8 protein-coding genes are annotated in these 12,632 nt (G+C 73.7%); 4 read left to right on the top strand and 4 right to left on the bottom strand.

All coding sequences use genetic code 11. The features are described from left to right. Nucleotides 1–2: 2 nt before the first annotated feature. Nucleotides 3–1,280 (bottom strand): extracellular solute-binding protein, encoded by a 1,278-nt coding sequence (locus FYX01_RS16055; RefSeq protein ID WP_150242152.1) that lies wholly within the window; start codon nucleotides 1,278–1,280, stop codon nucleotides 3–5. A gap of 254 nt (nucleotides 1,281–1,534) precedes the next feature. Here FYX01_RS16055 and FYX01_RS16050 point away from each other — a divergent pair, with 254 nt between their 5' ends. Further along, complete coding sequence (locus FYX01_RS16050) at nucleotides 1,535–2,749, top strand: ROK family transcriptional regulator (RefSeq protein ID WP_150242150.1); 1,215 nt, start codon at nucleotides 1,535–1,537, stop codon at nucleotides 2,747–2,749. A gap of 278 nt (nucleotides 2,750–3,027) precedes the next feature. Here FYX01_RS16050 and FYX01_RS16045 read toward each other — a convergent pair whose 3' ends face one another. Beyond that, the gene (locus FYX01_RS16045; RefSeq protein WP_150242332.1) at nucleotides 3,028–3,519 is read right to left on the bottom strand and encodes a GNAT family N-acetyltransferase; all 492 of its coding nucleotides are present in this window, start codon (nucleotides 3,517–3,519) and stop codon (nucleotides 3,028–3,030) included. A 236-nt stretch (nucleotides 3,520–3,755) separates the two neighbouring features. Continuing rightward, a complete protein-coding gene (locus tag FYX01_RS16040; protein ID WP_150242148.1) occupies nucleotides 3,756–8,309 on the bottom strand; it encodes an ATP-dependent helicase in 4,554 nt (1,517 codons plus the stop codon). 77 nt (nucleotides 8,310–8,386) lie between these two features. On the opposite strand from FYX01_RS16040, the gene FYX01_RS16035 reads away from it, so the two are divergent. The 3 genes from FYX01_RS16035 (at nucleotide 8,387) to recX (ending at nucleotide 10,477) form a co-directional block, all read left to right on the top strand. After that, the gene (locus tag FYX01_RS16035; protein WP_150242146.1) at nucleotides 8,387–8,581 is read left to right on the top strand and encodes a DUF3046 domain-containing protein; all 195 of its coding nucleotides are present in this window, start codon (nucleotides 8,387–8,389) and stop codon (nucleotides 8,579–8,581) included. Nucleotides 8,582–8,739: 158 nt separating this feature from the next. Next, nucleotides 8,740–9,897, top strand: coding sequence for a recombinase RecA (recA, locus tag FYX01_RS16030; RefSeq protein ID WP_150242144.1), 1,158 nt, complete (start codon nucleotides 8,740–8,742; stop codon nucleotides 9,895–9,897). Next, a complete protein-coding gene (gene recX, locus FYX01_RS16025) occupies nucleotides 9,890–10,477 on the top strand; it encodes a recombination regulator RecX (protein WP_150242141.1) in 588 nt (195 codons plus the stop codon). Before recA ends, recX begins: the two co-directional genes overlap by 8 nt. 28 nt (nucleotides 10,478–10,505) lie before the next feature. On the opposite strand, the gene FYX01_RS16020 is transcribed toward recX, so the two are convergent. Further along, nucleotides 10,506–12,608 (bottom strand): S9 family peptidase, encoded by a 2,103-nt coding sequence (locus tag FYX01_RS16020; RefSeq protein WP_150242139.1) that lies wholly within the window; start codon nucleotides 12,606–12,608, stop codon nucleotides 10,506–10,508. Nucleotides 12,609–12,632 lie beyond the last annotated feature (24 nt).

The following is a 12,632-nucleotide window of genomic DNA, read 5'->3' as shown; positions in this document are numbered from 1 at the left end:
GGCTACTCGACCGGCTCGTTGAGGATCGAGGTGAGCTCCTCGTTGGCCGCCTCCAGGACCTCCTCGGGGTCGCCGCCCTGCACGATCTCCAGCACGGCGCCCGGCAGGATCTTGCTGTCCTGGTCGGCTGCGGTCCAGCGCGGGGTGGTCGGGAAGAAGCGGGTGTTCTGCATCTGCGTGGCGGCGGCGGCGCGGTCGGGGTCCTCCTGGTACTCGTCGCTCTCCAGCAGGTGCGGGTAGGCCGGGAAGAAGCCCGCCACGTCGGCGTAGCCCTTGCCGCCCTCCTCGTCACCGAGGACGGTCAGCAGGTCGAAGGCCAGGTCCGGGTGCTCGGTGGTGGTGAACACCGTCAGGGCGGAGCCGCCCGCGAAGGCCGGGGCGATGCCGTCGGCGCCGGGGATCGGCGCGGAGGCGATGTTCTCGACGACGGACGGGTCCGCGGCCTGCTCCTCCATGGAGCTGACCGCCCAGCCGCCGTCGATGTACATGCCCAGCTCGCTGTTGGCCATGTCGGCCAGGGCGATGAGCTCGTTCTGTCCGACGTAGTCCTGGGGGGAGATGCCGTCGGTGCTCAGGCTCGCGTAGAACTCGATGGCCTCGACGGTGGCGGGGTCGGTGAGCCTGCCCTCCCACACGTCGCCGTCCTGCACCGCGATCTCGCCGCCGTTGCTCCAGATGAAGCTGGCGATGCCGTTGGTGAAGTCGGTCGGCGCGGCGAAACCGGGGACGTCGTGCTCGGTCTCGATGTCCTCGGCGACCTCGACCAGCTCGTCCCAGGTCTTCGGCGGCTCGTGGCCGAGCCCCTCCAGCCAGTCCGCGCGGTAGTACAGGGTGCGCACACCGGAGAACCACGGAACGCCGTACTGGACACCCTCGTAGGTGCCGTACTCCAGGGCCTCCTCGTCGATGCCCGCGGCGGCGTCCCAGCCCTCGACCTGGTCGGTGATGTCCAGCAGGGCGCCCTGCGAGGCCCAGTTCGAGACCTGGTCGTTGCCGACCTCCAGGACGTCGGGGGCGTCACCGCCGGCGAGGGCGTTGGTGATGGACTCCTGCGCGTCGGGCCACGGGATGAACTCGACCTCGACGGAGACACCCGGGTGGCTCTCCTGGAAGCGTGCCTCGGTGTCCTCGAAGTACTCGACGAGGGGCTCCTGGGAGGTGCCCATGACCCAGACGGTCAGGCTGTCGGCCTCACCGCCGCCACCGGATTCGGAGTTGCCACCGCATGCCGCGGCGAGCAGTACCACGGCCGTGGCCGCGGCGATCTTGGGGAACCTCATGTGTACCTCTTCTCCCTTCGCACGGCGCGCTGGGGTTCGACGCCTGTGCTCGAATCGACTGGGATGATCGAGGGACCACCCCGCGACTCGACGTCTTCGTGGGGATTGTGCTGGGATAGCACGTTGGCCGCCCCGCCGGCGCGGGTACCGGAAGGGCCCGAAAAGCGGGCCTGCCAGGACGTGACCTCCTGTGAGGTTGTGAGCTAAATTAACAGGAAACTTTCCTAATAAAAACAGGGTGAGGTGTCACGGTTATGTCTCAACGTCCAGGGACGCCCCGGCTGCTACGCCAGCTCAACGATCGCGCGGCGCTGGAACTACTGCTGTCCGCGGGGCCTTTGACCAGGACTCAGCTGGGAACGCGGACCGGTCTGTCCAAGGTAACGGCCTCCCAACTGCTGGCGCGGCTGGAGGAGCGGGACCTGGTGCGCGTGGTGGGCAGTCGGGCAGGAGGGCGGGGGCCCAACGCCGCCCTGTACGCGGTGGTGCCCGAGAGCGCCTACGTCGCCGCCCTGGACGTCAGCGCGCAGCGGGTGACCGCGACGATCGCCGACATCACCGGGAGGATCATCAGCGACGTCACCGTCGACCCCCGCGCCTCAGACGACCCCGTCGCGCTCGTGCACACCGCGGTGATGCGCCTGGCCGACACCGCCGGGGTCCCCCTGGACAGGGTCCGCGCCTGCGTCATCGGTACCCCGGGCGTCGTCGACCCCCGCACCGGCGACATCCGCTTCTCCTTCGACCTGATGTCCTGGCACGAGGGCGTCCTGGAGGCCCTGCGCGCCGACCTCGAGCGCTCGGTCATGATCGAGAACGACGTCAACCTGGCCGCCCTGGCCGAGCACGCCGAGGGCGCCGCCTCGGGCGTGGCCGAGTTCGTCCTCATCTGGCTCAGCGCCAACGGCGGCGTCGGCATGTCCACCATGATCGACGGCCGCATCCACCGGGGACGCTCCGGCGGCGCGGGCGAGATCGGCTACCTGCCCGTGCCCGGTGCCCCCATGCCCACCGACGTGGGACTGTCCGGCGGCTACGAGTCCCTGCGCGACGGTGCCAACCGCGAACTGCCGCACGGTTTCCAGGCCCTGGTCAAGGCCGGACAGGTGGTCGAACTCGCCGCCGGGTACGGCATCGAGGGCACCGACGTCACCGAGGTCGTCGCGGCGGCGGCCGCCTCGGGGACCCCGCGGGGGGACGCCTTCCTGGACGCCTTCGCCGAGCGCCTGGCCCGGGGCGTGGCCGCCGTCACGGTCATCCTCGACCCCGGCCTGGTGGTGCTCGGCGGCGACGTCGCCCGCGCGGGCGGCGCCAAGCTCGCCGAGCGGGTCCAGGCGGCCACCGCCCGCATTGCTCCCAACACCACCGAGGTCGCCCTGGGCGGGGTGGAGGGCAGCCCGGTCGTGCGCGGCGCGCTCCTGCACGCCCTCGAACGCGCCAGGGAGGACGTGTTCTCCTCCACCGTGTGACCGGTGCCCCCCGGGGCCATGGGAGCCCTCCCATGGCCTCTGCCCGTACCGTGCCCCGGCTCCTCCTCACCCGGCCGGGGCACGGGCGTACCCCGTGGCGCCACGGGTCCGGCGACCGGACCACCGGTCCCCTCCGGAGGCTGGTGACGGCTCGAAACGCGCTCTGGGTTCTGCGAGGGGGCCTCCGGCGCGGGGGACACGGCGCCCCGATCCCAGGCCTCGCGAGGACCACGGCCATGACGGGCCGGTACCGGCCGGAGCGCGTGGCCGGGGGATCCTCAGGCCGGCGGGGACAGCTCCCGCACCATCACCACACGCGGCAGCACCCGGACACCCGCCCGCTCCTCGGTCTCCCACACCTGCTCCAGACCGGGGCCCCACTCCTCCCGGGGCAGCACGGTGAAGCCCCGCCTCGCGTACCAGGGGCCGTTCCACGGCAGGTCGCGGAAGGTGGTGAGGGTGAGGCGGGTGTGACCGGCGGCCGCCGCCTCGGCGCACACCGCCCCCAGCAGGGCGCCGCCGACGCCGCGCCCGCCGTGGCCGGGACGCACGGCGAGCTGCTCCAGGTGCGGGTGGCCGTCCACGGTCACGGTCGCGGCCAGGCCGACCACGGGGGCGCCCGTCACCGGGTCGTCGGCCACCAGGACCCGCTCCGCGTGCGCGAGCATCTCCCCGGGGTCGTCCGGGGGCAGGACCACTCCCGCGTCGGCGAACACCGTGTCCGCCGCCAGCGACACCCCCACCAGACGGGACGTGTCCTCCGGCCGCATCGGCCGGACCCCTGTGTGCTCCACCGCGCCCCTCCACTCTTCCGGCAGGCGTCATCCTGGCCGGTTCCGGCCATCGCGTCCAGCCGTTTTCGCGCCCGCCCGTTCCGGGGCCGCCGTCCCCACCTGGGGTGATCCTGCTCCCAGTGGCACTCTCGACCGCAGACAGTGCCGCTGGGAGCAAGATCATCGGCGGAGGAACCCGCGCGTCACATCCGCGACGTTTTCGGTCAGCGCACCTAGGAGCGCAGACGGAGCCCCTTGGGGGTCACGTGGAACCCGGCCGCCACCAGCGCGGTGTCCAGGGGGCCGCCGAACACCTCCGCCCCGTCCGCGCGTTCCACCGTCAACGACGCCACGCGCCCGTCCCGCACCGTCCCGGCCAGGGCCCGGGCCGCCCGCTCCAGCAGCGCGGGCGGAGAACCGAAGGTCAGCACCGAACGGCCGCCCCGACCCGCGTACAGGGTCAACCGGCCGTCGTCGACCACCACCAGGGAACCCGCCACCCGGCCCGGTCTGGCCCGCCTCTCCGGATCCCCCTCCTCCTGCGGCCAGGGAAGGTCGGCACCGAACGGGTTCGCCGGATCGGTCGCCGCCAGCACCACGGGGGCGTCCGCCCCGCCCCCGGACAGCGCCCGTAGCCGGTCCACCGCGCCGGGTAGGGCGAACTGGGCGCCGCCCAGCCCCTCCACGAAGTAGCCCCGGCGTACCCGGCCCGACTCCTCCAGCGTCCGCAGCACCCGGTACTCCTCCGGCGAGATCCGTCCGCCCTGGTGTCCGCGCACCAGCACGCCCCGGCGCTCCAGCCGCGCCTCCAGACGGGCCAGGGTGAGCCTCGTGGGATCGCCCTCGCGCTCCGGCAGGGCCCACCACCGTCCCGCGGCCGTGGGCGGCCCCGACCGGGTGGGCATCGCCGGACGGCGCCCCACCGCGCGCGACGGCCGCCGCGACGGCGCGCGGCGCGGAGCGGCCCCCGCTCCCAGCGCGGCCCGCAGCGGCGCCGGGGTGTCGTTGGTGACGCAACCCGACCACACCAGCTCCCACAGCGCCGCGACCAGGTCCGCGTCAGTGACCGCGGAGCCGCCCGCCGCCCTCGCCGCCCGGTCGGCGATGTCGCGGAAGAACAGCGCTCCGCCCTCACGCAGCACCTCCAGCACCGCGTGGGGCAGTGTGCCCTCCTCGGGGGGAGCCGGCTCGGGCAGCAGGAGGGGCGCCTCGTCGGTCGGGGACAGGCACACCCACCCGTCCCGGCCGGGCAGCGACCCCGCCCCGGCCCACACCACCTCACCCGCCTGGGTCAGCTCGTCCAGCCGGTGGGTCGCGTAGTCCTCCACCCGCGCGGGCAGCACCAGCGACTCCAGCGCCGAGGCCGCCAGCCTCGCCCCGCGCAGCGACTCCACCGCCTCGAACACCGCGTCCGGCCCGCGTCGGCGCACGCCCGGCACGGCGTGCTGCCACAGCGGCGAGAACCGGGCCAGTGCCTCCGGACCGACCGGCTCCACCTCCCGGCGCAGCCGTGCGAGCGAGCCGCGCCGCAACCGGCGCAGCACCTCGGCGTCGCACCACTCGGTACCCGTCCCGCCCGGCCGGAAGCCGCCGACGGAGACCCGTCCCCGGCGGGAGAGCCCGCGCAGCACGCCCTCCACCACGTCGCGCCCGAGCCCCAGCCGCTCAGCGGCCTCAGCGGAGGTGAACGGCCCGTGCGTGCGCGCGTACCGCGACACCAGGTCGCGCGTCGGCTCCTCCACCGGCTCCAGGAGGGCCGCGGGCACACCGGCGGGCGGCTCGGCGCCGAGGGCGTCGCGCAGCCGCGCCACGTCCTCCACCACGCACCACCGCTCGGCGCCCGCCACGGTCGTCCGCACCACCCGGCCCGAGGCCTCCAGCCCCTCCAGCCACTCCGGCCGGGCACCGCGTTCGGCGGCCTCGGCCGTGGTCAGCGGACCGACCTCGCGCAGCAGGTCCGCCGCGCCCTCCGCGTCCCCGGCACCCGTCCCCTCGGCCGTGCGCTGCAGCAGCGCGCCGACGTGCTCCACCACCCGCGGATCGAGCAGCTCGCGCAGGTCCGTCCGTCCCAGCAGGTCCGACAGCAGAGACGGGTCCAGGGTGAGCGCCTGCGCCCGCAACTCGGCGGCAGGGGCGTCCCCCTCGTACAGGAACGCCGCCGTGTACTCCATCAGAAGCGACCGCGCGAACGGCGACGCACGTTCGGTGCCCACCTCGACCACACGCGTGCGGCGGGCCCGGAGGTCCGTGAGCACCTCCACCAGCGCGGGCACGTCGAACACGTCCCGCAGACACTCGCGCACCGTCTCCAGCACGATCGGGAACGACCCGTACCGGCTCGCCACCGACAGCAGGTGGGAGGCCCGCAGCCGCTGCTGCCACAGCGGCATGCGCCGGTCCGGGCGCTGCCGGGGCAGCAGCAGGGCCCGCGCCGCGCACTCCCGGAAGCGGGCGGCGAACAGCGCCGACCCGGGCAGCTCGTCGGTGACCGCCGACTCCGCCTCCTCGGGGTCCAGCACCACCAGGTCGGCCAGGCCGGCCGGTCCGCCCGCCTGGTCGAGCCCGCCCTGCTCGGTGTCCGGAAGGCGCAGCACGATCCCGTCGTCGCCGTGCACGACCTGCGCGTCCGCCCCGAACCGCGCCCGCACCCGGTTCGCGATCGCCAGCGCCCAGGGCGCGTGCACCCGGGCGCCCAGCGGAGAGTGCACCACCACACGCCAGTCGCCGACCTGGTCACGGAAGCGCTCGATGACCACGGTCCGGTCGTCGGGTACCCGGCCGGTGGCCTCGCGCTGGTCGGCCACGTACGCCACCAGGTTGTGCGCGGCCCACCGGTCCAGCCCCACGCCCTCGGCCAGGGCCAGCGCCTCCTTCGGCTCCGCCTCGGCGAGTTCCCTGGTCAGCGCGCCCACCGCGCGTCCCAGCTCGGCCGGTCGGCCCTGCGCGTCGGCCTTCCAGAACGGCATCCGCCCCGGCCGCCCCGGAGCGGGCGAGACCAGCACCCGGTCTGCGGTGATCCCCTCGATCCGCCACGAGGTGGACCCCAGCACGAACACGTCGCCCACCCGCGACTCGTAGACCATCTCCTCGTCCAGTTCGCCGACCCGGGTGGGCGCCCGGCCCCGGTCCGGGGCCGCACCCTCCGCGGCCAGGTGCACCCCGTACGTTCCCCGGTCCGGGATGGTGCCGCCGCTGATCACCGCCAGCCGCTGCGCGCCCGGCCGTCCCCGCACCACGTCAGCCTCCCGGTCCCACACCAGGCGCGGGCGCAGTTCGGCGAACTCGTCCGAGGGATAGCGCCCCGACAGCATGTCCAGGACCGACTCCAGCACCGGGTCGGTCAGGTCGGAGAAGGGCGCGGCCCGCCGCACCAGCTCGGCGAGCCCGGCCACGGGCCAGTCGTCCATGGCGGCCATCGCCACGATCTGCTGGGACAGCACGTCCAGAGGGGCGTGCGGCATCTCCAGGCGCTCGATGCCGCCCGCGCGCATCCGCCCCACCACCACGGCCGTCGACAGCAGGTCGCCCCGGAACTGGGGGAGGAACACCCCGCGCGAGGTCCCGCCGACCTGGTGCCCGGCCCGGCCCACCCGCTGGAGGCCGCTGGCCACCGACGGGGGCGAGGCCACCTGCACCACCAGGTCGACCGAGCCCATGTCCACGCCCAGTTCCAGGCTGGAGGTGGCCACCACGCAGCGCAGCCGCCCCGACTTGAGGTCGTCCTCGATCAGGGCCCGCTCGGCCTTGGACACCGAGCCGTGGTGGGCTCGCGCGACGACGGGAGCGCCGCCGCGGCTCTGCCCGGACTGGGCGATGACCTGCGCGGGCACCTCCTCCCGCGGCGGTTCCAGGCCGTGTCGCTCGGCGTGCAGGTCGTTGAGGCGGGCGCACAGCCGCTCGGCGGTGCGGCGGCCGTTGGTGAACACGATGGTGGAGCGGTGGGACCCGACCAGGTCCAGGACCCGCGACTCCACGTACGGCCACAGGGAGCCGCCGCCCCGGGAGCCGCCGCCGGGAGGTGCCGGGGGCGTTCCCGGAGCATCGGGGTCGTCCATGTCGGGGACGGGCACCACCACGCGCAGGTCCATGCCGGGGGAGCCGGGCGGGGAGACGACGTCGGCACCGCCGAGGAACTCCGCCACCACCTCGGCCGGGCGCACGGTCGCGGACAGCCCGATCCGCTGCGCGGGGCGGTCCAGCAGGGCGTCCAGCCGCTCCAGGCTCAACGCCAGGTGCGCGCCGCGCTTGGTGCCCGCCAGCGCGTGCACCTCGTCGACGATCACCGTCTCCACGCCGGCCAGCCCCTCCCTGGCGCGCGAGGTGAGGACCAGGAACAGCGACTCTGGTGTGGTGATGAGCACGTCCGGCGGCCGGCTGGCGAGCCCGCGCCGGCGGCCGGCGGGGGTGTCACCGGTGCGCATCCCCACGGTGACCGGGGACAGCTCGCGCCCCGCGGCCTCGGCGGCGGCCCCGATCCCGGCCAGGGGGACGCGCAGGTTGCGCTCCACGTCCGCCGCGAGGGCCTTGAGCGGGGACACGTACAGCACCCGGCAGCGGCGGGCGCGGTCCTCGGGGGCCGGCGCCGAGGTCAGCCGGTCCAGCGACCACAGGAAGGCCGACAGGGTCTTGCCCGAGCCGGTCGGGGCCACCACCAGCGTGTTCCTCCCCCGTGAGACCGACTCCCAGGCCCCGGTCTGCGCGGGGGTGGGTCCTGCGGGAAAGGCCTGGTCGAACCAGGACCGGGTGGCCGGTCCGAAGCGTTCGAGGGGATGTGGCGCACGGCTCATGCCGCCAGTGTGCCCGTGGGCCGTGACAAAAGTCCGGAGGGGCGGGGCGGGCGCGTGGATCACCGATACTGGGCCCGATGAGACTCACGGTTTTCTGGAACAACATGCACGAGCAGTTCGGCGAGGCCTACACGCAGAGCCTGGCCAAGGACTACGTCCTGGAGGGTCTCGGGTCCCGCACGGTCCAGCAGGCGCTCGCCGACGGGGTGGGGCCCAAGGAGGTGTGGCGCGCCGTGTGCGAGGCCTTCGACATCCCCGCGTCCATGCGCTGACCCCACACGAACACGCGTTTCGTACGTCACATCGAACACAAGTTCGGGTAGTGTGGATATCCACAGGCGGACGTCGGACGTCGCGATTGTCGTACCGGCCGCGTAGCGTCGTGCTCATCATGAAGAAAAAGGCATCGACCCAACAACAGGGGTATCCCGTGGCATCCGGAGACCGAGACAAGGCTCTCGAAACAGCACTCGCCCAGATCGAGCGGCAGTTCGGCAAGGGCTCCGTCATGCGTCTGGGCGACGAGGACCGCCCGCCGATCGAGGTGATCCCCACCGGGGCGATCGCCCTCGACGTGGCCCTGGGCATCGGAGGCCTTCCCAGGGGTCGCATCGTCGAGATCTTCGGGCCCGAGTCGAGCGGTAAGACGACCGTCGCCCTGCACGCGGTGGCCAGCGCGCAGAAGGGAGGCGGTATCGCCGCCTTCGTCGACGCCGAGCACGCACTCGACCCCGAGTACGCCAAGAAGATCGGCGTCGACACCGACGAGCTCCTCCTCTCGCAGCCGGACACCGGCGAGCAGGCGCTGGAGATCGTCGACATGCTGATCCGCTCGGGCGCGATCTCCGTCATCGTCATCGACTCCGTGGCGGCCCTGGTCCCCCGCGCCGAGATCGAGGGCGAGATGGGCGACAGCCACGTCGGCCTGCAGGCCCGCCTGATGTCCCAGGCGCTGCGCAAGATCGCCGGTGCGCTGCACCAGACCGGCACCACCGCGATCTTCATCAACCAGCTGCGCGAGAAGGTCGGCGTCATGTTCGGCTCGCCCGAGACGACGACCGGTGGCAAGGCGCTGAAGTTCTACTCGTCGGTGCGCCTGGACGTGCGCCGCATCGAGACGCTCAAGGACGGCACCGACGCGGTCGGCAACCGCACCCGCGTCAAGATCGTCAAGAACAAGGTGGCCCCGCCCTTCAAGCAGGCCGAGTTCGACATCCTCTACGGTGTGGGCGTCTCCCGTGAGGGCAGCCTCATCGACCTGGGCGTGGAGCACGGCATCGTGCGCAAGTCGGGTGCCTGGTTCACCTACGACGGCACCCAGCTGGGCCAGGGCAAGGAGAACTCGCGCAAGTTCCTGCGCGAGAACGTCGACGTGTCCAACGAGATCGAGAAGAAGATCAAGGAGAAGCTGGGCGTGCCCTCCAAGGGCGACGACAGCGCCTCCGGGCCGGCCGCCGACACCGCTTCCGCTCCGGCCGCGGACGCCGCCGGATCCGTCGAATCCGCCAAGGAGGCCGTGGCCGCCGCCAAGGCCCCCGCCAAGCGCGCCGCGGCCAGGACGACCAAGGCGCCCACGACGGATGCGTGAGGGGAGCCGGTCCCAGGGCCGGCCCCAACGACCCGGGTCCTCCGAGGACGACCCCTCCCCGGGCGGGCGCGGCTCGCCCGGGGAGGATCCCGAGGCCAAGGCCCGGGCCCTGGTCCTGCGGATGCTCACCCACTCCCCGCGCACCCGCGCCCAGCTGGAGCGGGCGCTGCACCGCAGGGAGTTCCCCGAGGAGGTCATCACCTCGGTCCTTGGCACGTTCGGCGGGGCCGGGCTGATCGACGACGCGGCCTTCGCCCGGGCCTGGGTGTCCTCCCGCCACCACAGCAGGCGCCTGTCCCGCCGTGCGCTGGCCCAGGAGCTGCGCACCCGCGGCGTGGAGGAGGACACCGTCCAGGAGGCCGTCGGCGAGCTCAGCGACGAGGACGAGGAGGAGGCCGCCCGGGCCCTGGCCCGCCGCCGCCTGGCCACCAGCCGGGGCAAGGACCGGGAGACCCGGATCCGCCGCGCGCTGGGCGCGCTCGCCCGCAAGGGCTACCCGTCGGGCCTGTCCTACCGGCTGATCCGCGAGGAGCTCGAACACGAGGGCGTGGACGCCGGTCTGGACGACCCCGGCCTCTGAGCTCCCGCCGCCGGGGCTGGTTCCGGGCTCAGTCGGAGGTGGTGGGGGTCGCGGCACCGGCGGGACGCGGTGCCTCCTCGACGGCCCCGGTGCCTTCCGTCCCGGTGCCCCCGGTCCCGGTGCCCCCGGCCGGCTCGGACGCCTCCGCGGAGGCCTCCGGCTCCGGGAGCGGTTCGGGAGGCGTGGCCACCAGCTCCAGCGGTGCCACGTCCGCCTCGAAGCCGAACACCCGCGCGTAGAAGGCCAGCTCCGCCTCCAGCGCGCGGACGCGCACGTCCTGTGCGGTGAACCCGTGCGCCTCGTCCTCGAACTCCAGCAGCGCGTACCGCATCCCGCGCCGGCCCAGCGCCGTCGCCATCGCCGTGGCCTGGTCCGGCGTCACCACCTTGTCCTCCAGGCCCTGCAGCAGCAGTACCGGCGCGTCGATGTCCCCCGCCCGGTGGACCGGCGACCTCTCCCGGTACCGTTCCGCGAACCCCGGCAGCGTCCCCACCAACGAGTCCAGGAAGTGCGACTCGAAGTCGTGCGTGGTCTCGCTGAACCCCAGCAGGTCCGTCACGCCGAAGAGGGACACCCCGCACGCGAACGTGTCCCCGGTCAGTGCCATCAGGGCCGTGTACCCGCCCGCGCTCGGCCCGCGGATCGCCAGCCGCTCCGGATCGGCGGCGCCCTGCTCCACCAGTGCCCGCGCGGCGGCCACGCAGTCCTCCACGTCCGCCACGCCCCATTCCTTGTGCAGGCGTTTGCGGTACGAGCGTCCGTACCCGGTGGAACCGCCGTAGTTGACGTCCACCACACCGATCCCCCGGCTGGTGAAGTAGGCCTTGGCCAGGTCGAACTCCAGCGTGCTCGCCGACACCGGCCCGCCGTGCGCCCACACCACGTACGGGGCGGGTCCCTCCACCGCGACGTCGGGGTTGGTCGGCGGGTACACGTTCGCGTGCACCGGGGCCCCGTACCGCCCCGGCAGCGTCTCCCCTCGGGGAACCGGCAGGTAGGCGGCGTACGGAAGCTTCTCGGCGGCGCGGCGCAGCACCTCCACGCTCCCCGAGTCCGGGTCCAGCCGCACCAGGCACTGCGGTTCGGTCGGCGAGGAGGCCACCGCCACCACCGAGCGCCCGTCGGTGTCCAGCATCGACCACGTGGTCAGCCCGGTCCGCACCGGCGTCAGGTCCAGGGTGCCGGGGTCGTACACGCTCGGGGTCATGTCCGCGTGTCCGTGCAGCGCCACGACCCTGCCCGAGTCCAGCACGCAGAAGGACCGGTTGCCCAGCCGACCCGGCGACGCGTGGAACTCCTCCTCGGCCGGGTACAGCGCGATCGCCTGCCCGGTGATCCCGGCCTGGTACAGGTTCCACCAGCCCGGCCAGTCGGAGGCCACGTACAGCGTCGCGTCGTCCACCCAGGCGGGGGAGACCACCGACTCGTCCACGCCGCCCTTGAGCGTGTACTCACCGGAGAGCCCGGACCCGTACAGGGCGCCCACCCGCAGTTCGCTGCCGTCCCACGGCATCCTGGGGTGGTTCCACCGCACGTACGCCAGGTGGGCGCCGTCCGGCGACGGTGTGGGCGACGCGTAGAAATCCGCGCCCGAGACCAGCTCGCGTACCGCCGACGGGTCCTGCGCGCCCCGGCCGGACAGCGGCACCGACACCACCGAGCGGTGGACCGAGCCGTCCTCGTGCCGTTCGCGTACGCACAGCACGCCGCGCCCGTCCGCGCCCAGCGCGGGGTCGGCGTAGCGGGAGGACGCGCCGTCGTCGGGGGTGAGCGGCACCGGTTCCCGGGATCCGTGTTCCAGCAGGTACAGGCGCTGGTCCGCGGAGGAGGAGAACACCACGCCCATACGGGTGATGGCCTTGTCGTCACGGCGGGGGACCGGCAGGTAGGCGCGCCCCCCGTACTCGTGCACCCGGGTGCACGCGCTCCAGGGAGCGGGCAGCAGCTCGGTCACCGCCCCGTCGGCGTCACGCCGCATGAGGGTGGTCCGTCCCTCCTCCGGGCGGCTCTCCTCCCACCAGACCGTCCCGTCGACGACGGACGGGAACGCCATGCGCCGCACTCCTCGGGCGACGTCACCGGCGCTGATGGGCGATGGCCAGGAGCCGTGGGGGCTCGACAGTTCAGACATGTCCGCTCAGGAAGGGTCGTGGGT

The sequence above is a fragment of the Nocardiopsis quinghaiensis genome, assembly GCF_008638365.1.
GTDB lineage: Bacteria > Actinomycetota > Actinomycetes > Streptosporangiales > Streptosporangiaceae > Nocardiopsis > Nocardiopsis quinghaiensis.
This window is presented reverse-complemented; position numbering and strand designations above follow the sequence as displayed.

Coding starts and splice junctions, on each gene's coding strand:
- recX (WP_150242141.1), top strand. CDS start 9,890: ATGCGTGAGGGGAGCCGGTCCCAGGGCCGGCCCCAACGACCCGGGTCC.
- FYX01_RS16040 (WP_150242148.1), bottom strand. CDS start 8,309: ATGAGCCGTGCGCCACATCCCCTCGAACGCTTCGGACCGGCCACCCGG.
- FYX01_RS16045 (WP_150242332.1), bottom strand. CDS start 3,519: ATGCGGCCGGAGGACACGTCCCGTCTGGTGGGGGTGTCGCTGGCGGCG.
- FYX01_RS16050 (WP_150242150.1), top strand. CDS start 1,535: ATGTCTCAACGTCCAGGGACGCCCCGGCTGCTACGCCAGCTCAACGAT.
- FYX01_RS16035 (WP_150242146.1), top strand. CDS start 8,387: ATGAGACTCACGGTTTTCTGGAACAACATGCACGAGCAGTTCGGCGAG.
- FYX01_RS16020 (WP_150242139.1), bottom strand. CDS start 12,608: ATGTCTGAACTGTCGAGCCCCCACGGCTCCTGGCCATCGCCCATCAGC.
- FYX01_RS16055 (WP_150242152.1), bottom strand. CDS start 1,280: ATGAGGTTCCCCAAGATCGCCGCGGCCACGGCCGTGGTACTGCTCGCC.